The sequence below is a fragment of the Candidatus Frankia alpina genome (assembly GCF_902806485.1).
GTDB classification, from domain to species: Bacteria; Actinomycetota; Actinomycetes; order Frankiales; family Frankiaceae; genus Frankia; species Frankia alpina.
In genome coordinates this window covers 1-21213 of the sequence record NZ_CADCWT010000039.1, presented here as the reverse complement: position 1 = coordinate 21213, position 21213 = coordinate 1, and the positions used below count along the sequence as shown (strand labels likewise).

Sequence of the window (21213 nt, the reverse complement as noted above, 5' to 3'; positions counted from 1 at the left end):
GATGGGAACCAGATGTGCGCGAGCGGCTGGTTGCCGCCGCGCTGCAACTGTTCTCCGAGCAGGGCTACGACAACACCGCCGTCGCCGAGATCGCCGAACGCGCCGGCCTGACCAGGAGCACGTTCTTCCGGCACTTCCCCGACAAGCGGGAGGTGCTGGCGGCCGGCCAGGAGATCCTGTCGCGGCTGTTCGCCGACGGCATCTCCGCGGCATCCGCGGATGCCACCCCCCTGACCGCGGTCGCCGCCAGGCTGGAGCGCGCGGCCGGGGCGATGACGCCGTTCAACCGCGAGCTCGGGCCCCGGCTGCACGCCGTCATCGCGACCAGCACCGAACTCCAGGAACGCGACGCGCTCAAACAGGTCGGCCTCGCGGCGGCCATGACAGGTGCGTTGCGTGCCCGTGGCGTGCCGGACCTGGTGGCCACCCTGGCGGCCGAGCTCGGCGTGCTCGCGTTCAAGGAAGCGTACGCCGCATGGGTCGCGGCGGACAACCAGCAGGAGCTGGGGGACCTGGCGCGCACCGCCTTGGATCGGCTGCGCACCACGGTCACCGAACTCGGTTGACGCGGAACCGGTGGGCTTCGCCGGAAGCGGACGCCAGGGATGCGTCGGACCAGGCCGCAGCGGTCGGCGCGGGAGGGCCAGGCGGGTGGCCCTGGACTTTTCCTGACGAGGATGCCCACGGTTGTGGCAGAGTTTCCGGGCGTGACCGCATTCGACGAGGACGGCCCGCGCCGGCGTCCGCGGGCCGCCGACGCCCATCCCTACCAGCGCGCTGACGCTGGAGTGCGACGGTGACCGACACCGTGCCCGCGCAGCGGCCGCGCCGCTACTCCGACGACGTGCTGGGCGGCCCCACCGACACCGAACGCGCCCGGCTGGTCGCCATGGCGTCGGTCTGCGACCCGACGACGATCCGCATCCTCGACGAACGCGGCGTCAGCGCCGGCTGGCGATGCCTGGAGGTCGGCGCCGGCGGGGGGTCGATCGCGGCCTGGCTCGCCGACCGCGTCACCGCACCTCCGCCGCGGCCACCGCGGCCGACACGGCCGACACGGCCCGGGCCGGCCATGTGGTCGCCACCGACGTCGACACCCGCCACCTCGACGGTCTCGCCGGCCCGCACCTGACGGTCCTGCGCCACGACGTCACCCGCGACCCGGCGCTCCCCGGCGGCCCGTTCGACCTCATCCACGCCCGGTTCGTCCTGGAACATCTCCCCGACCGGGAGCACGTCCTGGACCGTCTGCGGGACTGGCTGAAACCCGCCGACGTCCTCGTCGTCGAGTCGATCGTCGGATTTCCCCTGGACTCCTCACCCCACCCGGCGTTCCGCCAGGCCATGCGGAGCATCGACGAGGCGCTGGCGAAGACCATCGGCACGGACTCCACCTGGGCCCGCGGGTTCCCCGCTCCCCTGCAGGGGAGCCGCCGAGATACGGCAGAAAGGGGCAACGGGCGGCTGTAGCCCGGTAGCGGGCGGCGCCGGGTCGCTCGGTAGCCTGCTGGTCACTGTCGTGGTGCGGGGTGGGCCGGTGGCATCGATCGAGCGGACGGCGTATCCGCGGTTCAAGCGGACGATCTCGTCGCGGGAGCTGCACGACACGTTCACGGTGACCTCGGCCGAGGTCGGGTGGGCGGTGGAGCGGACCGCGACCGAGCAGCATCGCCTCGCGTTGCTGGTTTTGTTGAAGTGCTACCAGCGGCTGGGCTACTTCCCGAGCCTGGCCACCGTTCCAGCGGATGTCGTCGGGTATGTGCGCGGCCAGCTGGAGCTGGGCGAGTCGGTGGCCGCCGAGCATGATGCGCCGCGCACCGCGAAGTGGCATCGCGGCCTGGTCCGGGACTGGCTGGGAGTGGTCTACGAGCCGGCGAAGGTCCGCGAGATCGCCGAGGCTGCGTTGCAGGAGGCGGCCCAGGGCAAGGACAACCCGGCTGATCTGATCAACGCGGCGTTGGAACAGTTGGTGAAGGCGCGCTGCGAGCTGCCTGGCTATACGACGTTGGATCAGATGGCCGGGGCGGTCCGCGCCGAGGTGAACGGCGCGCTGTTCGCGATGGTGGTCGCTCGGCTGGATGAGCCCGTCCGGGGGCGGTTGCTGGATTTGCTGGTGGTGGATCCGGTTTCGCGGCGCAGCGACTTCGACCGGATCAAGCAGCCGCCAGGACGGGCGACGATCAGCAAGCTACGGAAGTGGCTGGAGCATCTGGGCTGGTTGGACAGTCTCGGGCCGACCGGCGGGTGGCTGGAGGGTGTCTCCCCGGCGAAGGTCAGCCATTTCGCCGGCGAGGCGGAGGTCCTCGACGCGGCGGAGATGCGGGATGTCGGGGCGGACAAGCGGCTGGTGCTGCTGGTCTGTCTGGTGCACACCGCGCGGATCTCGGCGCGGGACGATGCGGTGGAGATGTTCTGCAAGCGGATCGCCGCCCTACACAAGAAGGCCCGCGGGCAGCTGGAGGAGCTGCGGGAACGCAGCCGGGTGGATTCCGAGCGGCTGCTGGGGGTGTTCGGCGACGTCCTGGCCGTCGTGCGCGACGCTCTCGGTGCGTCCGCGGATGAGCAGGCGGTGGGGGTGGTGGATCCGATCGGGGAGGTCTCCGAACGCGCCGGCCGGCTGGTGATCAAAACGTTGGCGGAGGCCGGTGGGGTGACGGCGCTGTCCGGGGCGCACGAGGCGGTGTCTGCGCATCACGGCAACAACTACGCGCCGCTGGTGGAACGGTTCTACCGCTCGCACCGGCCGGCGTTGTTCGCGTTGCTCGACGCGGTCGAGCTGGAGGCGACGAGCACCGACCGGACCGTCGCCGACGCCGACGCCGTCGTGTTTCTCAAGGCCCACCGGCATGCCCGCGGCGAGTTCATTCCCGACCATGACGGCGGGGTGGTGGTGGATGTGTCGTTCGCTGGGGAAATGTGGCAGAAGGTGCTGCGCGACCGGCACCATCCCGGCCGGCTGGCCCGCCGCCACTTCGAGGTGTGCGTGTTCACCTACCTCGCCGCCGAACTGCGCTCAGGCGACCTCGCGGTGGCGAGGTCGAACTCGTACGCGAACCTGCATGCCCAGCTGATGCTCTGGGCGGTCTGCGAGCCGCTGGTCGCCGGCTACTGCGCCCAGGCCGGCATACCCGACACCGCCGCTGGCTTCGTCGCCTGGATGCGCGCGGAGCTCACCCGGACCGCGACGGCGGTGGACGCGGGCTATCCGGCGAACGCCGATCTGGTCATCGACCCGGATAGCGGAGCTCCGATGCTCAAGGCTCGCCGCGGCCGTGAGCGGCGGGCGTCGGCGCGGGTGTTGGAGGAGGAGATCCACGCCCGGCTGCCGCAGCGGTCGCTGCTGGACATCCTGACCCGCACCGCCCATCTACTCGGCTGGCATCGCCACTTCGGCCCGGCGTCCGGATCGGATCCGAAACTCGCCGATCCGCTGGCCTGATATGCGCTGATGACGTTCACCTACGGGTCGAACCTGGGCCCCGCGCAGGTCGCCCGCCATCTTCGCGGTCAGGTCTCCGCGCACGAGCTGTCGACCGCGGCGAACAAGCACGTCACCGCCGGCAAACTGGACCTGGCCTCAGGGGACGTGACCAACGGCTACGTCGCGCTGGACCTGGCCCGCGCCTACGACGACGGGCGTACCGCGGGCACCGACGGCTCCCAGATCGACACCTGGGAGGACACCCTTCTCGCCGAAACCTCGGTGCGCTACGGCGGCTACGGCGGGATCGCGTTCCGGCACATCTCTGACACCTACATCGCGCTGTTCAGCCGGTTCATCCCCTGCGGGGTGTGGGAGGCCGTTTACATCATCGACGGGCTGCTCGCCAATCCTTCCGAGGTCACGCCCGACGTGGTGCACGCCGACACCCAGGGCCAGTCGCTGCCGGTGTTCGGCCTGGCCACCTTGCTCGGCATCGACCTGCTGCCCCGGATCCGCAACTGGAAGGACCTGATCTTCTACCGGCCCGACCCGCAGGCCCGCTATCAGCACATCGACGCGTTGTTCGCCGAGCACACGATCGACTGGAGGTTGATCGTGGCGCACTGGCCGGACCTGATGCGCACCGCGATCTCCATCCGGGAAGGCGCGCTGTCCTCGGTCACCCTGCTACGCCGCCTGGGCCACGACTCGCGGAAGAACCGGCTGTACCGGGCGTTCCGTGAGCTTGGCCGGGCCGTGCGCACCCTCGTGCTGCTGCGCTACCTGTCCGAACCAGCGCTGCGGGACAGCATCGCCGCGATGACGAACAAGGTCGAGGCCTTCCACGGCTTCGCTGCCTGGCTGATGTTCGGCGGGGACCTGCTCGGCCACAACGACCCCGACCACCACGAAAAGATCATCAAGTTCAACGAGCTCGTCGCTAACTGCGTGATCTACCACAACGCGTTGGACATCACCGCCGCCGTCAACACCCTCGTCGCCGACGGCCATCCCGTAGACCCCGACGACCTGGCCACCATCAGCCCCTACCTGCGGGAGAACATCCGCCGCTTCGGCGAATGGATCCTCGACACCAGCCCACCCGAACAGACCCCCACCCGCCTCGACGTCACCCTCCCCAAGATGGATTTTCGCCGATGACATCGACAGCGTCCCCGGCAGGGGAAGACAGTTCCAGTAAATGGCTTAGTCAGCTCGGGGAGTTCCTCGGGGTTGTTCTGGCACCGGTCACGGTGCTCACCGCGCTGCTTTACGAGTTCGGCTATGTCCGCGAGCAGGCCCTGTACGGCTATTTCGGTATTGACGTCGACCAGCTGGGTTTTCCTTTCCAGGATCTGGTGCTACGCAGCGCCCAGGTGATTTTCCGTCCTCTTATTTTCCTTGCGTTTCTGGCTCTGCTGGCAGTCGCCGGCCACCTACTGCTCATCCGCTGGCTGTACCGGCATTCTTCGACCTCCCGCCCGGTACGTGCGACCGCTCCTGTTGTCGGCCTGGCCGCCGCCGGCACCTTCAACCTGATCCCCCTGACACTGGTCCCGACCCGCGCGGCGCCGGTCGCTCTCGGCGCGGCCGCCGTACTGACCGAGTACGCCGTCCACCTCACCGAACAACAGCGCCACCGGCAGCGCAGCCGCCGCGCCCGACGCCGACCACCCCCACCGCTGATGTCCGCCCCGCTGACCCGGATACGCCGCACCGCTCTCTCTGCAATAGTGATCATTGCACTATTTTGGGGATTCTCCATCGAAGCTGGCCGCCAAGGCGAGCAGTTCGCCCGAGGCATGGCTGCCACCATCGGATATCAGCCAGCAGCCATCGTCTACAGCACCGACCGGCTCCCGTTCAGCGGAAACTACCGGCTCGACGAGGTCGACCTCACACCCGCCAAAACTGTCTGGCGCTGGCGCTACACCCGCTTGCGCGTCCTGACCTACCGGAACAGCCGCTGGTTCCTGCTCCCCACCAGCTGGACCAAGGGCAACGACGCGCCAGTCGTCATTCTCACCGAGGATCCCACCCGACTCCGCGTCGACATCGTTCCATGATCTCAACAACGGGCGAGAATTCTTCCGGCTGCATTGATCATACCTGCGTGTATAAACGAGATCGAGATCGAGATCGAGATCAAGGAAGTCAGAAAAATTGTGGTCACCAGCCACCGGGAAGTCGTGAGAAAAGTGGCGTAACAATCGCAGGCGATCCACCACTGATAGGAAAATGGCTACCTGGTGACGGGGATGTCAGAAAGTTGGAAGTAGGTGAAGACGTTTACCTTTGAGGAAAAGTACAGGGCCTCGGCGAGGTAGCTCACCGCGTTGATTCGTTACAATATGACGGCGAGCTACTTTGCCGAGGACCTGGAGAAGGATGCTTTATGCTGGGAACCTCGGGAATTGGCATTCCGTTATTTTCCGGGTCGGTCGCGGAACGTTCACGAGCAATACGGTGAATCGTGAATTCGGTAGGCGTACTCGAAGGCTGCTCCTCTGTTCCGGCAGTCGTGTGGGATACATCGGGCGCATCAGGTTGTGGAGATGATCGACACCCTGCCATGAGGACGATCAAGCTGACGGTCAACACAACGAGTGCAGCCGGCCATCCCCACCATCGTCCGCCGATCTCCGCATTCCTGCTATCGCGGCGTTCACCCACTACATCCTCCGATGACGTTGCTTTGCGACAGATCGGAACTTCTCCGTAACAATGATCCGCCGTCGGGGCGTAGATGTCCCGAAATCCACTCCACCCGAGACGTGAGGCGAGAGTTCCACATCCTTGGAAGTGGAACAACCTCCCGGCGAGCCGCGCGCGGCCACGGAAACCGGCATCCGGCCGTTCCAGAAGCCGTTCCACAACATGTGTTCCGAAATCATAGTACGGAGACAACTTCCGGTACGATCATCGTGTGACTGCCGCCACCACGCACCCACCGGCCGGGCTCGACCTCGGCTACGCCCGGGTCTCCACCACCAAACAGAGCCTCGAACGCCAACTCGACGCCCTGGCCACTGCCGGCATCCCGGACGAACGGATCTTCACGGACAAGAAGACCGGCACCACCGTCGACCGCGACGGCCTGACCGCGCTGCTCGCCTACGCCCGCCCCGGCGACACGATCATCGTGCACACGTTGGACCGGCTCGGCCGCAACCTGCGCGAAGTCCTCAACCTCGTCCACGACCTCGCCGAGAAGGGCGTCGGCGTGCGCTCCCTCGCCGACCCGCTGCCGATCAACACCGCCGACGATGGCATGGGCCGCATCGCCTTCCTGCTCCTCGCCCTGTTCGCCGAAATGGAACGCACCTTCACCGCCGAACGCGCCGCGAACGCCCGCGCGGTCGCCGAGGCCAAGGGCCGACGTGTCGGCCGACCCGTCGCCCACGCCACCGATAAGATCGAATACGCCCGGCTCCTCAAAGCCAGCGGCGCGATCGTCACCAAGACCGGTATCCCGAAGACCTCGCTGCACCGCTACCTGGCAGACGTCGAACCCGCGACGGCACCGGCGAAATAGCGGCAGCGGACACCGCAGCTGTCAGTGCCACACCCGGAGGGTCTGATCGTCGTCCGGGTCGGGAACCGCCTGGTAGCCGGCGCCGGTCAGTGCGGCCGTGATGCGCCCCACATCGGCCGCACCGGGGGACGCGACCAGAAACCGCTCCCCGTCCTCGCTGCCCTCGACGACAAAACCGGTGTGTCTGTCCGTCCACTCCCGCAGGCCGGCACGGCGTAGAACCTCGCGGATGGCCTCCCAATCACGATCACGTGTTGTCCACAGCGGCCGCCAGCCGCGACCATAGCCGAACTCCGGCACCCCATCATCATCCACGTCCGCTAGTCCAGCAGAGGCTGTCGGGCCCGTTGCCCCTTTCTGCCGTATCTCGGCGGTCCCCCCTGCAGGCCCGCGGCCTGGTCGACGTCGGGGTGAGCGTGCACCTGCCGACCACGGGTGGCGCGGGCGCCTCCGCCCAGTGCTGGGCGCTGACCCTGACCCGCCTGCGCCCCCACATCCGCGAGCTGGGCCTGGCCGGCGACGACACCCTCGACGACGCCCTGGACTGCCTCGCGGACCCGGCGTTCTTCGATCTCTCCTTCGCCACCGCCGTCGCCTGGGGCCGCGCACCCGGCTAGCCACGAGTATGCGCGGGTATGCGCGGTGCTGACCTGCACGGATCCGCCTGCCGGGACGGTGGGCGCGGCGGTGGGGTGTCGGCCGGCGGACTACCCGAGGTGCGCGTTCGGCAACCATTGCGGCACTTAGAGTGCGAGCAGTGATGGCAACCCTGCGCACGGTGTCTCTGGCCGCGGCGATCCTGCTGCTCCCCGTCGTCGGTACCCGCAGCGCTGAAGCGTCGGCGCCCCCACCGGCGTCGGCAGCCCCACCGGTGGCAGCCCACCCAGCGGCGTCGGCGTCCCGGGGAACTTCGGTACGGCTGGCCCTGCCTCGGCCCACCGGGCCCTTCGCGGTCGGCCGGGACACGCTGCACCTGGTCAACCGTCATCGGCGCGACCCGTGGGTGCCCGGTGTCGCGCGGGAGCTGATGGTCGACGTCTACTATCCGGCGCGGGCCGCCACCGGCACCCCGGCGCGTTACGCCACGACCGAGGAGATCCGCCGCTACCTGGCCGCGTTGGGCCTGGCCGACGCCCTGCCCGTCCAGGCGCTCGCCGACACCGCGGTCGCCAGCCGGGTCGGGGCGCGCCCGCTTCCCGGGCGCCGGGCGCTGGTGCTGCTGTCCCCGGGCCTGGGGGTGGGGCGCCGCTCGCTGACCGGGCTCGCCGAGGACCTCGCCAGCCGCGGCCTGGTCGCCGCGACCGTCGACCACGCCTACGAGTCGGTCGGCACGGTGTTTCCCGGCGGGCGGATGCTGACCTGCGTGGCCTGCGATCGGCTGCGCACCGACGCCGACTTCCGCGCCGCCAGCCGCGGGCGCGCCACCGACCTGTCCTTCGTCCTGGACAGCCTCACCGGGCCGCATCCGGCGTGGCGCGGCGCGGCGATCATCGACGCCACCCGCGTCGCGGCGGTCGGGCATTCCCTCGGCGGGTCGGCGGCGGCGTCGCTGCTGCGCCGCGACCGCCGGGTGCGCGCCGGGGTCGACCTGGACGGCACCCTCGGTGAACCGGTCGGCGCCGGCGGTTTCGGCGAGCGGGCGTTCCTGCTGCTCGGCGCGACGGCGGACCATCCCGGCTCCGGCGCGCCCGCGACGGCGGACGACGATCCGAGCTGGGCGCAGGCGTGGGCGCGGCTCGGCCCGCCGCGGCTGTGGCTCGACGTCGACGGCGCCGACCATTTCAGCTTCACCGACGATCCCGTCCTCGCCGACCAGATCCCGCTGCCCGCCACCGTGCAGGCACCGGCGCAGACGCTGACCGGCCGGCAGGCGTTGGCGATCACCCGCGCCTATGTCGGGGCGTTCGTCGAACGCTGGCTGACCGGACGCGCCCAGCCGCTGCTCGACGGGCCGAGCCGGACCTATCCGCAGGTCCGCGTCGTCGGCCGCTGACCGTCAACGTGCCCCGGCCGTCAACGTGCCCCGACCGTCAGGGCGTACTGGCTGTCAGGGGGGGTCAGGGGGCGGTGGCTGTCACGCGGCGGCGGTAGGCGGTGGGGGTGTCGCCGGTGTGCTGGTGGAAGGCTCGGGTGAAGGCGCTGGCGCTGCCGAAGCCGACGGCGATCGCGGCGTCGAGTCCTTCGCCGAGCAGACCGGACAGGGCGGTGAAGAAGGCGTCGGCGAGGGGGTCGTCGGCGCTGCGGCCGATCGGCCAGCGCACCGCGTGCAGGATCATCTCGCGGATCGGCGCCGCCGCGGACAGGACCCGGGCCTGGCCGGGCGCGGCGCGGATCATCTGCGGGTCCAGGAACACCGACACGGTACGCACCCGGCAGATCGGGGCCAGATCGCGGCCAGATCGTGCCGAGGCCTATGCACGGTTTTGCGGCCCGAAACCGTGCCGGGGCCTCGGCACGATTCCGTGTGTAACCGGTGACAGGCTGGTCGGCGCGGCCGGACGGGCTTGCGGAGGTGCCTTGCGGATCAGGTGGGCACTGCGGTGGGCGCTGGGCGATGGGCGAGCAGGACGGCGCTGGGGAGCCGTTCGGTCGCATCGGGGTCGCGCAGCAGCCGCGCCGATGCGACGAACCCGGCCCTGCCCAGCAGGGCAATGATCGCCTCCGGCGGCCAGCGGTGCGACGGGGTGACCAGGTGGGGATGCCATTGGAGGACGCCGACGCCGGGGTCGGCGGCCTGGAAGCCCAGCAGCAGCTGGCCACCGGGCGCGAGCAGCCGGGCGAACTCGGCGAACAGCGCCGGCACCCGCTCCGGCGGGGTGTGGATGATCGAATACCAGGCGACGATGCCGCCGAGGGCGCCGTCGGCGAGCGCGAGGCCCTGCATGTTGCCCACCTCGAAGCGCAGCCCGGGGCGGTCACGGCGGGCCAGTGCGATCATCTGCGGGGACAGGTCGACGCCGAATGCCTCCACCCCGAGGTCATGCAGGTGGGCCGTGATGTGGCCCGGTCCGCAGCCGAGGTCGGCGACGGCGGCGGGAGCGCCGGCCGCGGCCGCCTGGGAGCGGACGAGTTCGGCGAACGCGCCCAGCAATGCCCGGTCCAACGGGCGGCGGGCCAGTTCGCCGCTGAACATCCGCGCGTAGCGTTCGACGACGCCGTCGTAGGCCTCGGCGGTCACGGACAGATCCGACTCGTCACCCACAGCCGATGATCATAGTCAGCCGTAGGGACGCGACGGCCGGCTACGTCGTCGCGTCCCTACGGCCGAGGTCGGTGGTGGTGGCGGCGGGCAGTGGTCTCGTGCGGGGCCAGCGGTGCAGGATCTGGTCGTGCAGCGTCGCGGTGAGCCGGTGGAGTTCGCCGAGGTCGGGGTTGTCGGTGGTCATCGTGGCGACGACGGCGAGCCGGTGGGTGAGGCGCCCTCGGGCCGGTCGCGGTGCCCCAGCGCCAGTCCTTGCAGGTCAGGCGGGCGAGGTGGTCGGTGCCGTCACGGCGGGCCCGTTCGACGAGCGCGTCGCCGCGAATCAGCCAGCTGGCGCAGGCGTCGGTGAGATCGCCGGGCGGGGCGGTGCCGGTGAGGGCACGGTAGGTCGCGTGGTAGGCGATCTCGGCTTCTGCTCGTAGCGGTGACGGGACGACGGTAACGCACCAGCAGGTGGGGAAGCCCATCCGAAGGTAGGCCAGTTCGACCAGGCCACTGCCCAGGCTGGCGTGTTCGAGGTCGATGAACCGCGTTTCGGCTGCCGAGCGCAGGCCGAGGACGTTGTCCGGACACGGGTCACCGTGCAGCAGAGCGTGGTGCCCGGCCGCGCCGAGCCGGTCCAGGAGTCGTTCGAGCTCGCCTGGCACACCGGGCGGGACGGGGACACCGAGCGTCGTGGCCAGGCCGCCGAACGCCTCGATGTCGGCGTCGGTGGGACCGGACCATCGCGGTAGCTCATGCGCGTGCGCGTCGGCGGGGCCGGTCGCCGCGTGCAGGCGGGCCAGTGCGGTGGCCCATCCCACGACCCAGTCGCCCGCCGCACCACGGGCGGGCACGTACTCCAGAACCAGCACCCGGGCGTGCGGGGCGGCGCCGATCAGCGTCGGCACCACGGGCGGGCGAACCCGAGCGGCCAGCCGCAGCGCCGTCACCTCGCGGGCATAGCGATCCGCGGCGTCCAACCCGCCGACGACCTGCTTGACGACGGCGGGGGAACCATCAAGCTCGACGAGCCACACCTGCGAGCGTGGGCTGCTCGCCAGCCGGCGGATCGGCCGCGGCGATCCCATCGCGGCCCGCAACTGCTCACCCACAGGCAGGTCATGGCACCCACGGAACCAGCCGATCACGTGGCCGTCGTCGCGGACTCGGCGCCGGCTACCATCGCCGGCCGGCAGGCAGCGGCGCCGGGCCTGGCATGCAGACGTGCAGCACCTGGTAGTCCTCGGTGTCCTCGGCGGCGGCTGTGGCGTCGGCCCACAGCGCGAACCGTGTCAGCTCCCAGCGGCGGGGGTCGAGGGTGAGCGCGGCGGTGTGCAGTCCGGCACGACCGGCCAGCGCCGCGAGCGCGTCGGTCTCGTGCGCGACGCGGGCGTCAAGCCCCGGGCCCATGCCGTCGGTGTCGGGATCGGCGGGCAGCCTGGTGACCAGACGCGAGGCCGCGGTCGGGGCAACGGCTGATGCGATGACCGGCGTGGTAGCCGGCGTGGTTGGTGCGATGGTTGGGGTCGGCGCGTCCGCGAGCCCCGACCGGGCGGGGCCGGCCACCGGCTGTGGCCCGGTGGGGTGCGCCGGGCCGGTGATGACGGCGAGGACGGTGCCGTGGGCGACCGGCGGACGGCCGAACGAGCGGATGATCCGGTCGAAGCCGCCGCCGCCGACGAGGAAGTGGCCCATCGCCGCGGCGTCGTGCCACAGGTAGAACGGGGCGTACTGGTTCACCGCGGCGCCCGCGACGCCACGTTCGCGGATCGCGTACGCCTTCAGGGCGAGCCCGGCCCGGTCGTCGAGGGCGTGGCCGGTGTCGGCGACCCGGCGACCCGGCGACCCGGCGACGAATGATCATCATGTCGTAGTCGGCGGGCAGGGTGATCTCGTACTGCATCGCGTACATGTCCGCGTCCTTATCCTCTGGGCGCGGCGTGGGCGGTGAGCAGAGCGAGTAGGCCGTCGACGGCCTGGGTGAACGCCTCGGTGCTGCCGGCGGCGCGGGCCAGCACGTACCCGCCCTGCAGGACCGCGACGATCGTGGCGGCCGTCGCCGGTGGGTCGAGCCCGGTGAGCTCGCCGGCGGCCACCCCCTCGGCGAGCAGGGCGCCCAGGCGCGCGCGCAGCCAGGCGAACGTCTGCTCGACCGGGCCGCGCAGGGCGGCGTCGGCCATGACGTCGGGATCCTGGGTGAGCTGGCCGACCGGGCAGCCGCGCAGCACGTCCCGTTCGCGACGCAGGTAGGCCTCGATGCGGGCGAGCACCGGCCCGTCGGCGCCGAGCTGGGCGTCGGCGGCTGCCCGCAGCTCGGCGGCGGTCCGCGCGATCGCGGCGTGGGCAAGCGCCGCCTTGCCGGCGAAATGGTGGTACATGCTACCCTGCCCGACCCCGGCGTGCGCCTGGATCGCCTTCGGGCTCGTCCCCACGTACCCGCGTTCCCACAGCAGCACCCGGGTGCTCTCGATCAACCGCTCCGCCGCGTCCACCCCGCCACTGTACATACCAGTAGGTACAGAGTGGGTTTCCTTGCCCTTACAGGGGGTTCCGCGTCCGATTCGTCCCTCTGAACTGGTATGTAGGGCAAGGAAGTGGGTCCGAGTGCCGACAAGGGTGGACGGGCACGCGGGGCGCCGGTCGGCGGATGCGGGCGGCGCGGGCGGTCAGGTGAGCAGGTCGGGGCCGAGGGTGGGGGATGACCCAGATACGCCGGAAAGCCGCCACGGGATGATCTCGGAACGTTGAATACCCCACCCCCGTCACCCGTTCGGCCCAGCGTCGTTGGTGGTGACTGGAGCGATCCCGCTTGCGTGGACAGCCGTTGACCTGACACACCCGGCCCGAGCTGCTACCGGACGAGGTGGCTCTCGATGTGGTCGATCACCGCTGACACGGCCTGCCGGTAGGCGGTGCTCGACCGGCGGACCTGGGACAGCAGCATGCCGCCCTGGATGGCGGCCAGCACGGCGGTGGCGAGCGCGGCGATATCGGCGCTCTCACTCAGCTCGCCGCGCGCCTGCATGCGCGCGAGTCCCGACCTGATGGGATCTTCCCACCGGTCGAAGGCGGCGGCGAGGCCGGTCCGCGCCGACTGATCGCGCTCGGCGAGTTCGCTGGCGAGCGAGCCGATCTCGCAGCCGCCTTCGCATCCCATGGCGTCCTGCCGGTCCCCTGCCCTGTCGCACCACTCGCGCAGGGCCTCGATGCTGTCCAGGCTGTCCAGCAGCGGACGCTGCTGGGCGAGCTTGGCGTCCGTCTGGTGGTCGATGACCGCCAGGACCAAGCCCTGCTTGTCGCCGAAGTAGTGGTAGATCTGCGAGGCACTGACCCCGGCGGCCGCCTGGATGTCCGGGATGCTCGTGCCCCCCGCGCCGCGGTGGGACATCAGCTCCGCGGCGGTCTCGACGATACGTTCGCGGGTCTTGCGGCCGGCCTTGGTGAGCCGGCGCTTCTCCGGCTCTCCGGCCTTCACGGGTGTGCTCACACGCCCACGCTACCAAAGTTGGAATTTACATTCCAATGTTGCGCCGCGGATCCTGGAGAAGTCATTCCAGCCCGGGGTGGCCGTCTCTTCAGATAGGTGTGCGCTATGCCCCTCGACCCCCAGATCGAGATCCTGCTCAAGCAATGGGCCGCGGAAGACGGACCGGCCCCCGATAGCCGGACGGTGGCGGACAACCGCGCCGCCGGGCGCGCCTTCGCCACCCTGGCCGGCGATCCCGAACCGGTCGCCGACGTCCGGGACACCACCGCCGCTGCCGACGACCGCGACATACCCGTCCGTATCTACCGGTCCGTCACCGAGCCGGACGCCGTGCCGCTGCCCGTGACGCTCTTCTTCCACGGCGGCGGATGGGTCTTCGGCGACCTGGACACCCAGGACCACATGGCCCGCGCCGTGGCTGGCCGCTCCGGCACGATCGTGGTCTCCGTCGACTACCGGCTGGCACCCGAGCACCGCTTCCCGGCCGCGACCGACGACGCCTACGCCGGGCTGAGCTGGGTCGCAGACAACGCCGCCGACTTCGGGGGCGACGCAGAGCGCATCGCCGTGTTCGGCGAGAGCGCCGGCGGCAACCTTGCCGCGGCTCTCACCCAGGAATCCCTGCGCCGCGGGGGGCCTCGCATCACACTCCAGGTGCTCGCCTACCCGGCGGTCGACCGGTTCGACGACAGCCCCTCGATGTACGAAAACATGACGGGACCGGTCCTGTCCCGTTCCTACCTCGAGTGGTTCTGGGGCGCCTACCTCAGCACCCCCGACCAGGGCGCCGACCCGCGGGTCTCGCCGGCGCGCTGCGACGAACTGGCCGGACTCCCTCCCCGCCGTCATCGCCACCACCGAGAACGACCCCCTGCGCGACCAGGGGGACCGCTATGCCCGCAAACTGGCCGACGCCGGCGTGCCGGTCCAGCACCTCCCGGTCAAGGGAGCCATCCACGGGTTCCTCTCGTTCACCGGCTCGGTGCAACTCTCGCGGGACATACTGAACCAGCTCTCGGACGCCGTGGCCACAGCCTTCAACTGACCCGGCCTGCGCAGCATCGCCAGTCGCCAGACCCCTGCCGCACGCACGCAGGACAGGGGCCTGGCGAGGGCAACCACCGGACGCCACCTCCACCGGATGGTGTCCCGGCACCCCGGCGATCCCGGCACAGCGCAAGGCCCGCCGCGAGTACGAAACCCGCGTCAACACCCTCGTGGCCGACTCGACGTCGGCGAGCACGTCGATCTCGGAATCCGGCTGACGGATCGCACGCCGCCGGCGTGACATCACACGGCCGGGCCGGTTCGGATGCCGATGCGCGCTGGAGGTCCCACAGTGCAGGGTGAGCGATCCACGCTTGGGTGATCCACGCTTGGGCGATCGACGGTTTGGCGATCCGCGGCGCGCGAGCGACAGGCGGGGACAGGGCGGCGGCTGGGCATGGGGCGGATGCGTTACGACGAGCCGGCCGCGGCGGCGTTTCGGACGGGACGGCACGTGCCCGTGGACGGCCTGGCGCACTGGCGTGCCGCGGTGGCCCGCCATCTTGCTCCCCGCCCGGGGATGGCGCTGCTCGACCTGGGTGCGGGCACGGGCTGGTGGGCGCAACTGTTCGCCACCTGGTTCGGGGTGCGGGTGGTGGCCGTCGAGCCGTCGGCGGCGATGCGGGCGCGGGCGCGCCTGCCGCGGCTGGTCGCCGGGCGGGCCGACGCGCTGCCGCTGGCCGCGGGCAGCCTCGACGCCGCGTGGCTGTCGACGGTGGTCCACCACCTCGCCGACCTGCCGGCGGCGGCCGCCGAGCTGCGGCGGGTGCTGCGGCCTGGCGCGCCGGTGCTGCTGCGCTCGGTGTTCGCCGGCCGCGCTGATCAGATCACCCTGCTGCGGTTCTTTCCCGAGGCGATCCGGCTGGTCGACGACACCTACCCGCGGGCGGCCGAGGTGCGGGCGGTGTTTGCCGCCGCCGGGTTCACCGCCGAGGCAGGTGAGGCCGTGGCTCAGGTCAGCGCCCCGTCGCTGGCCGCCATCCTCGACGGCCTGGACCGTGACGCTCACACCCCGCTGCGGCTGATCGACGACGACGCCTACGCCGCCGGCACCACGACGGGACCGGTGATCGACACGATGGACCTGCTCGTGCTGCGCTAAGCGCCGGCGGGCGCGGGCCGGTACGCGGGCGCGGGCATGCTCGCCGGTGCCGGTGTGCTGGGGTGCGACGCCGTCGGGACGGTAGATGCGGGCGGGCTGGCCGGTGGGGTCGGTGCCGAGGGTGTTGCCGCAATGGGTGGAGATCCACGTCGACACCGAGTTCGGTCGCATCATCGGCCGCCAGCTTTCCAGGTCGTAGGTGTCGCCGGTGGCGTAGCCCTTGCCGCCGCCGAGCGCGGGCACCAGGGACAGGTCCTGGTGGCAGGCCAGTTGGGCGTGCAGGCTGTCGGCGACGTCACGGCCGAGGGCGGGCAGCGTGGTCACACAGCCGCCGATGGCCGCCCAGATCGCCTCGGTGGCCTCGTCGCGGTCGGCGTGGCGGGCAGCCGAGGTGGGCCGCACCGAGATCCGCAGCCGCCCGTCGGCCCACTGCTCGACGACGATCTCCTCGACGTAGCGGCTGGACCCGCAGTACGGCCTCGCCCCCGCGGCGTTGAGGCTGGGCTTGGGCGGGCTTGGGCTGGGCGCCGTAGGGATGGGCGCCGCCGTGCCGACCCCCGCTGCGGCGTCCGCGCGGGTCGGGCCGTCACTGGCGGCGCCGGAAGAGCAGCCGGCGAGCAGCACCAGCACCGCGATCACGCTCACCAGCGCCGGCGGAACCGGGAGTAGCGGCAGCCACCGCGCACGGCGGTCCAGACGACGGCCCGGAGGGTGATCCGGGGGCAGCGGGGCGCGGGTGTCCGGCCGGACGGGGTCACGGCGAGAAGAGGTCGGCCTGTGCACGTGCAGAAGGGTAGGTCCGACCAGGCCCGGCGGCCGCGGCCGACCCCGCCTCTCGGTCGGCGGGTCTGCTGGTCGAGGCCCCGGCCGGTGGACATCACCGGTCAGGGCGGGCACGGGTCGGCAAGGCACGGGGTCCGGCCGGGGCACGGCGGGTCAGCCCCACAGGGCGCGGGCGAGGGCCACGCCGACCGCGGCGGCGCCGACCCCGGCGAGCAGGCTGGCGGCGGTGAGGGCGGCGAGACGGCGGTGACCGTCCTCGACCAAGCACAGCGTCTCGTAGGACAGCGTCGAGTAGGTGCTCAGCGCCCCGCACAGCCCGGTGCCGACCAGCAGCGCCACCCGCGTCGAGGCAGCGCCAGCGCCGACCGCGCCGGTGATCAGGCCGAGCACGGCGCTGGCCGCCGTGTTGACGGTGATCGTGCCCCAGGGCAGCGGGCTGTCGTGGCGGGCCTGCACGGCCCGGTCGGTGAGGTAGCGCAGCGGCGCGCCCACCGCCGCGCCGAGGATCACCAGCAGCCAGCTCACCGCCGCCGCTCCCCTCGTCGCCGCTCACCGCACCGCCACAGCAGCCCGCGGGTCGCTGCCGTGGCCGCCCACACCGCGGCGAGCGCTGCGACCGGGGTCAGCGCCAGGGCGGCCAGGGCCGTCAGCGGCCGGCCGTCGTCGAGGTGCCCGTCGACGCCGACGGCGTAGGTGGAGAAGGTGGAGAACCCGCCGAGGATCCCGGTGCCGAGGAACGGGCGGGCCAGCGGGTGGGCGAGGCGGCCGGCGCGGACCAGGGCCATGAGCACGCCGATCGCCGCGCAGCCGACGGTGTTTACGGCGACGGTGGTCCAGCCGAACGCGCCGGGGTGGGTCGGCCAGGCCAGCGCCGCGCCGTAGCGGGCGCAGGCGCCGAGCGCACCGCCGGCGGCGATGACGCCGAGCAGCAGCGCCGGGTGGGCCCGCAGTTCGGCGCGCTGGGCCGGCAGGTGCAGATCGACGTCGGGATCGGTCGCGGCGACGGTGGGATCGCCGGAATTGGTGGGATCGGTGGGGTCCGCGGGGGAGATGCGCTGCGGCGCGGGCTGCTCGGCCATGGGGCTCCTCCCTGCGTGGCGCGCGACCCGGCGGGGGATCGAACGCAGCTGTGTGGCACGCAGGGACCGTTGGCGGCGCGCTGCCGCGGTTCGACCACGGCGGGCCCCACCGCCGCCGGCGGCCGCCGCAGGGCGGGCACCGCCCGGGGCGACTTTACCCGCCGCCTGCGCGCAGGCCGGCCACCCCCGGCCATCTATTCGATCGCCGTCGTACACTCGTGACAACGTGTTCGGTGGCCATCGAACACATGGGGAGGGTGTCCGGGTCGCGGCCCGGCGCCGGCAGCGGCGCAGGACGTGAGGAGAACAGCCATGGCGGTGTCGTTGGGGCGGGTAGGCGTGTGGTCGCTGTCGTATACCTGGACCGGATCGGACGTCGCCGCCACGGCGGCGGAGCTCGACGCCCTCGGCTACGGCGCGCTGTGGCTCGGCGCCTCGCCGTCGGATCTGGCCCTGCCCGAACAGGTGCTCACCGCCACGGACCGGCTGGCCGTGGCCACGGGGATCGTCAACGTGTGGACGACGCAACCGGCCGCCCTCGCCGCCGGCTACCACCGGCTCGACACCGCCCACCCGGACCGTTTCCTGCTCGGACTCGGCATCAGCCACGCCCAGATCGTCGAGGGGCTCGGCCACGCCTACACCCGCCCGCTCGCCCATCTGGGACAGTTCCTCGACGGGCTCGACGGCGCCGACGCCCCGGTGCCGGCCCAGGCGCGCGTCCTCGCCGCGCTGCGCCCGCGGGCGCTCGAGCTGGCCGCGCGCCGCGCCCGCGGCGCGCATCCCTACCTGGTGATCCCCGAGTACACCGCCGCCGCCCGCACGACGCTCGGCCACGGCCCGCTGCTCGCCCCCGACCAGAAGGTCATCCTGGACACCGATCCCGCCGCAGCCTGGCGGCTGGCACGGGCGAACCTGTCCTACTACCTGGCGATGCCCAACTACGTCGCCAACTTCCAGGCATCGGGCTTCGACGCCGACGACGTCACCGGGACAGGCAGTGACCGGCTCGTCGACGCCCTCTACGCCTGGGGGACCCCCGCGCAGGTCGCGCAGCGCGTGCGCGCCCATCTCGACGCCGGCGCCGACCACGTCGCCGTGCAGGTCATCTCCGCCGACATCGACGCGGTCCGCCGCATCGGGCGTCCCACCGTGGAGGCCTGGCGCGCCCTGGCCCCCGAACTGCCGCTGTGACGCACGCAGGCCCGGCACCGCCACGGCGGTGCCGGGCCTGATCGTGGTGACGTGATCGCGGCGACCCGGGTGCGGGATATCTGGGTGCGGGATCTGGGCGAGGCGACCGGCGGGCGGCGGGTCAGCGGCGCAGCGCGTGGCGGCGCCCGCCCACCGTCCGCCAGACCAGCAGCACGACGATGGCGCCGAGGATGGACCCGACGAGCCGGAGGGCTGCAACGCGCCCTCACCGAAGTCCTTGCCGAACAGCAGATAGCCGAGGAAACCACCGACGAACGAGCCGACGACGCCCAGCAGGATCGGCGCGGGGATGCTCATCGGATCGGGTCCGGGCACGAGCAGGCGGGCCACGGCACCCGCGATGAGACCGAGTACCACCCAGGTGATGAGGGTCCAGAGCACAGCGGGCCTCCGACAGGTGAGGATCAGCGGCGAGGAGCCGATGATCGGCGGGGAGATCGACCCCGATGTACCCGTCGGCGACACTTCGCCAAACATCAACCGCCCGTCACCCGGGTGACACCGCCCATGGGCAGCTCTCCACCGCGGCGACGCGCCCGGCCATAGCATGCCCTCGAGGCCGGCGGTGGGTCCGACCCGTCCGAAGGATGGTTTTCGTGGGTGACATCGGCACGCCTGAACTGCTCATCATCATCGTCGTCGTCGTCGTGCTGTTCGGAGCGAAGAGGCTCCCCGACGCCGCCCGTTCCCTGGGCCGCTCGCTGCGCATCCTCAAGTCCGAGATCAAGGACCTGCACGACGACGACCACCCCGCCCCGACCGCCGGCGAACCCGCGGTGACCCCGTCCCCGACCCCGTCTGCGTCACCGTCTGCGTCTGTCGGTGACGCGGTCGTCAAGATCGCTGAGCCGGCGCCGGCCGAGGACACCACGGTGGACGGCCGGGCCGCCGGGGCGCGCTAAAGCACCGCCGCGCGGCGCCGTTGCGCTCACGGTTCCAGCCGGGGGATGTTGCGCATCCTGCTCAGCTGGTAGGCGAGCATGCTGTGGACAAGCTCGTGACGCTCGCCCAGCTCCGCCCGCGCCCGCTCGACCAGGTGCGAGCAGCGTGCCGTCGCCTGGCCCTGCTGGCCCTGATCGCGCAGGTCGCTCTGACGATCCCGAGCGCGCAGGAGCCCGAAGCGGGCGGCGAACCACAGCGGATCACCGACCTGCCCCGCCGCGGCGAATCGGTCGGCGATCGCGGTGAACCGGTACGCGGCCTGACCGGGCCGGCCCAGGGCGAGCAGGGCCTCGGCGTGACGCAGCTCCTCGCGAACCCAGGCCGGTGACGGCGGGAGATCAGCCACCGCCCCGCGCTCACCCGGCCAGGCGCCGAGGCCGGCGTTCGCCTCCGCCGCCGCGCCACCCGGGCCGGGATAGGGCGGTTCGACGGCGGGCTTGGCGCGCCCGGCACGCACGGCGGCGAGCAGCCGCATTCGGGCGGTGTCGCGGTCGAGGTCGAACAGGTCGACGGCGCCGAGCCGGCCCAGCAGCCCCGGCCGTGGGCAGTCCTCGACCCGGACGGCCAGCAGCGCGCCGGTGTGGCCGGCGGCGCCCTGATGCCAGGCGCTCTGCCACTGCGCCGGCGTCTCGGTGGAGGCCAGGTAGGCCGCGGAGAGCACGGCGAGGGTGGGCAGGGCGTCGGCGACGGTCTGATGCAGACGGTCGACCGGGTGGGTGCCCGCGGCGAAGTCCCACGCCTCGATCAGCGCCGGGTAGCCGGCCTCCTCCAGCTGCCAGGCGATCCACTGCGCCCACGCCAGATCCGCGTCCACATAGGAAATGAAGATCGCCTTTTGGGCTCGGCGCGGCCTGCCGGCGGACTCGCCTTCCTCCCACGACGCCGCGGGCAGTGCGCCGCGGTGTGCGCGAGGCTCGGCGACAGGCGGATCCGCCGGTATGCGGGGCGCCGTCTCCCACGACCGCGCCTGCCAGGACAGCGGCGTCGTCAATGCCTGCTCCTTCAAAAGTCATGAACTGGGTCAGGGTTTCGTATCCGCCGCCGAAAGACGGGTCGGCGGATACGCCGGCGGCCGGCACGATCGTGCCATTCCGCTTTTTGCAGACCCTAGTCGACAATTTCAGGAACAGGTACGCGGGTGCCCCGTCGACGCGGATGAACAACCATCAGGCCGATACCGGGTTCGCGACACAGGAAGTCGCATCACGCCGGCCATCGCGACATCCACGTCGCATCCGTGCGACGACTTCGGCCGTAGCTGGAAACGTGTCGGGCAAAGGAACCACGTCAGCTGTTTCCTACACCACTCTCGCGGTCACCAATCCCGATCACGACACTGAGCCTTTCCCGGTAACGTTTCGTCGCTTTGCGTGACATCAATGTGGTGTTGGTGTGTTGGGTTTCAGGCGGTCCTG

22 protein-coding genes and 3 pseudogenes are annotated in these 21213 nt (G+C 71.5%); 13 read left to right on the top strand and 12 right to left on the bottom strand.

The window, feature by feature from the left end; genetic code table 11:
* Nucleotides 1-14 precede the first annotated feature (14 nt).
* From G6R25_RS07130 to G6R25_RS07110, 7 genes are all read left to right on the top strand, one after another.
* Nucleotides 15-566 (top strand): TetR/AcrR family transcriptional regulator, encoded by a 552-nt coding sequence (locus G6R25_RS07130; protein ID WP_235947666.1) that lies wholly within the window; start codon nucleotides 15-17, stop codon nucleotides 564-566.
* Between the two features lie 230 nt (nucleotides 567-796).
* Complete coding sequence (locus tag G6R25_RS29530; RefSeq protein ID WP_336500822.1) at nucleotides 797-1132, top strand: class I SAM-dependent methyltransferase; 336 nt, start codon at nucleotides 797-799, stop codon at nucleotides 1130-1132.
* Nucleotides 1075-1470 (top strand): class I SAM-dependent methyltransferase, encoded by a 396-nt coding sequence (locus tag G6R25_RS29525; RefSeq protein WP_336500820.1) that lies wholly within the window; start codon nucleotides 1075-1077, stop codon nucleotides 1468-1470. The genes G6R25_RS29530 and G6R25_RS29525 overlap by 58 nt, the downstream gene beginning before the upstream one ends.
* Before the next feature lie 67 nt (nucleotides 1471-1537).
* Nucleotides 1538-3439: a DUF4158 domain-containing protein gene (locus tag G6R25_RS25040; RefSeq protein WP_205446939.1), complete on the top strand. Its 1902-nt coding sequence runs from the start codon at nucleotides 1538-1540 to the stop codon at nucleotides 3437-3439.
* A 9-nt stretch (nucleotides 3440-3448) separates the two neighbouring features.
* Nucleotides 3449-4585, top strand: coding sequence for a Tn3 family transposase (locus G6R25_RS25035; RefSeq protein ID WP_205446937.1), 1137 nt, complete (start codon nucleotides 3449-3451; stop codon nucleotides 4583-4585).
* The gene (locus G6R25_RS07115; RefSeq protein ID WP_163552337.1) at nucleotides 4582-5490 is read left to right on the top strand and encodes a hypothetical protein; all 909 of its coding nucleotides are present in this window, start codon (nucleotides 4582-4584) and stop codon (nucleotides 5488-5490) included. Before G6R25_RS25035 ends, G6R25_RS07115 begins: the two co-directional genes overlap by 4 nt.
* A gap of 860 nt (nucleotides 5491-6350) precedes the next feature.
* On the top strand, nucleotides 6351-6959 hold the full coding sequence (locus G6R25_RS07110; protein WP_163552336.1) for a recombinase family protein: 609 nt from the start codon (nucleotides 6351-6353) through the stop codon (nucleotides 6957-6959).
* Between the two features lie 21 nt (nucleotides 6960-6980).
* Here G6R25_RS07110 and G6R25_RS07105 read toward each other — a convergent pair whose 3' ends face one another.
* Entirely contained in the window at nucleotides 6981-7274 is a 294-nt protein-coding gene (locus G6R25_RS07105) for a hypothetical protein (RefSeq protein ID WP_205446935.1), read from the bottom strand.
* Between the two features lie 62 nt (nucleotides 7275-7336).
* On the opposite strand from G6R25_RS07105, the pseudogene G6R25_RS07100 reads away from it, so the two are divergent.
* Together G6R25_RS07100 and G6R25_RS07095 are read left to right on the top strand one after the other, a co-directional pair.
* Nucleotides 7337-7576 (top strand): annotated as a pseudogene (locus G6R25_RS07100) (class I SAM-dependent methyltransferase); the annotation flags it as partial.
* 143 nt (nucleotides 7577-7719) lie between these two features.
* Nucleotides 7720-8952, top strand: a complete 1233-nt coding sequence (locus G6R25_RS07095; RefSeq protein ID WP_163552334.1) for an alpha/beta hydrolase family protein — start codon at nucleotides 7720-7722, stop codon at nucleotides 8950-8952.
* Between the two features lie 64 nt (nucleotides 8953-9016).
* Here G6R25_RS07095 and G6R25_RS07090 read toward each other — a convergent pair whose 3' ends face one another.
* From G6R25_RS07090 to G6R25_RS07065, 6 genes are all read right to left on the bottom strand, one after another.
* Complete coding sequence (locus G6R25_RS07090) at nucleotides 9017-9319, bottom strand: helix-turn-helix domain-containing protein (protein ID WP_235947664.1); 303 nt, start codon at nucleotides 9317-9319, stop codon at nucleotides 9017-9019.
* A 164-nt stretch (nucleotides 9320-9483) separates the two neighbouring features.
* On the bottom strand, nucleotides 9484-10161 hold the full coding sequence (locus G6R25_RS07085; protein WP_205446933.1) for a class I SAM-dependent methyltransferase: 678 nt from the start codon (nucleotides 10159-10161) through the stop codon (nucleotides 9484-9486).
* A 56-nt stretch (nucleotides 10162-10217) separates the two neighbouring features.
* Nucleotides 10218-11255 carry a phosphotransferase family protein gene (locus tag G6R25_RS07080; protein ID WP_205446931.1) on the bottom strand — a complete coding sequence of 346 codons (1038 nt, stop codon included), beginning with the start codon at nucleotides 11253-11255 and terminating at the stop codon, nucleotides 10218-10220.
* Between the two features lie 64 nt (nucleotides 11256-11319).
* Complete coding sequence (locus tag G6R25_RS07075) at nucleotides 11320-11928, bottom strand: DUF4865 family protein (RefSeq protein WP_268904099.1); 609 nt, start codon at nucleotides 11926-11928, stop codon at nucleotides 11320-11322.
* A gap of 137 nt (nucleotides 11929-12065) precedes the next feature.
* Nucleotides 12066-12635, bottom strand: coding sequence for a TetR/AcrR family transcriptional regulator (locus G6R25_RS07070; protein WP_163552341.1), 570 nt, complete (start codon nucleotides 12633-12635; stop codon nucleotides 12066-12068).
* 359 nt (nucleotides 12636-12994) lie between these two features.
* Complete coding sequence (locus tag G6R25_RS07065) at nucleotides 12995-13630, bottom strand: TetR/AcrR family transcriptional regulator (RefSeq protein ID WP_163552333.1); 636 nt, start codon at nucleotides 13628-13630, stop codon at nucleotides 12995-12997.
* Between the two features lie 105 nt (nucleotides 13631-13735).
* On the opposite strand from G6R25_RS07065, the gene G6R25_RS31270 reads away from it, so the two are divergent.
* Nucleotides 13736-14980: an alpha/beta hydrolase gene (locus G6R25_RS31270; RefSeq protein ID WP_205446929.1), complete on the top strand. Its 1245-nt coding sequence runs from the start codon at nucleotides 13736-13738 to the stop codon at nucleotides 14978-14980.
* Nucleotides 14981-15083: 103 nt separating this feature from the next.
* Nucleotides 15084-15779 (top strand): class I SAM-dependent methyltransferase, encoded by a 696-nt coding sequence (locus G6R25_RS07055; protein WP_235947662.1) that lies wholly within the window; start codon nucleotides 15084-15086, stop codon nucleotides 15777-15779.
* A gap of 216 nt (nucleotides 15780-15995) precedes the next feature.
* On the opposite strand, the pseudogene G6R25_RS26370 reads toward G6R25_RS07055, so the two are convergent.
* The 3 genes and pseudogenes from G6R25_RS26370 to G6R25_RS07040 form a co-directional block, all read right to left on the bottom strand.
* A pseudogene (locus G6R25_RS26370) lies at nucleotides 15996-16181 on the bottom strand (DUF2599 domain-containing protein); the annotation flags it as partial.
* A gap of 534 nt (nucleotides 16182-16715) precedes the next feature.
* Nucleotides 16716-17087, bottom strand: coding sequence for a fluoride efflux transporter FluC (locus G6R25_RS07045; RefSeq protein WP_163552330.1), 372 nt, complete (start codon nucleotides 17085-17087; stop codon nucleotides 16716-16718).
* Nucleotides 17084-17641: a FluC/FEX family fluoride channel gene (locus G6R25_RS07040; protein WP_163552329.1), complete on the bottom strand. Its 558-nt coding sequence runs from the start codon at nucleotides 17639-17641 to the stop codon at nucleotides 17084-17086. The genes G6R25_RS07045 and G6R25_RS07040 overlap by 4 nt, the downstream gene beginning before the upstream one ends.
* A gap of 312 nt (nucleotides 17642-17953) precedes the next feature.
* Here G6R25_RS07040 and G6R25_RS07035 point away from each other — a divergent pair, with 312 nt between their 5' ends.
* Nucleotides 17954-18835, top strand: coding sequence for an LLM class F420-dependent oxidoreductase (locus G6R25_RS07035; protein ID WP_163552328.1), 882 nt, complete (start codon nucleotides 17954-17956; stop codon nucleotides 18833-18835).
* 121 nt (nucleotides 18836-18956) lie between these two features.
* On the opposite strand, the pseudogene G6R25_RS26365 reads toward G6R25_RS07035, so the two are convergent.
* Nucleotides 18957-19237: pseudogene (locus G6R25_RS26365) on the bottom strand (GlsB/YeaQ/YmgE family stress response membrane protein).
* A gap of 206 nt (nucleotides 19238-19443) precedes the next feature.
* On the opposite strand from G6R25_RS26365, the gene tatA reads away from it, so the two are divergent.
* Nucleotides 19444-19758: a Sec-independent protein translocase subunit TatA gene (gene tatA / locus G6R25_RS07030; protein WP_419469321.1), complete on the top strand. Its 315-nt coding sequence runs from the start codon at nucleotides 19444-19446 to the stop codon at nucleotides 19756-19758.
* Nucleotides 19759-19784: 26 nt separating this feature from the next.
* On the opposite strand, the gene G6R25_RS25030 is transcribed toward tatA, so the two are convergent.
* On the bottom strand, nucleotides 19785-20789 hold the full coding sequence (locus tag G6R25_RS25030; RefSeq protein ID WP_235947660.1) for a toll/interleukin-1 receptor domain-containing protein: 1005 nt from the start codon (nucleotides 20787-20789) through the stop codon (nucleotides 19785-19787).
* Between the last annotated feature and the right edge of the window lie 424 nt (nucleotides 20790-21213).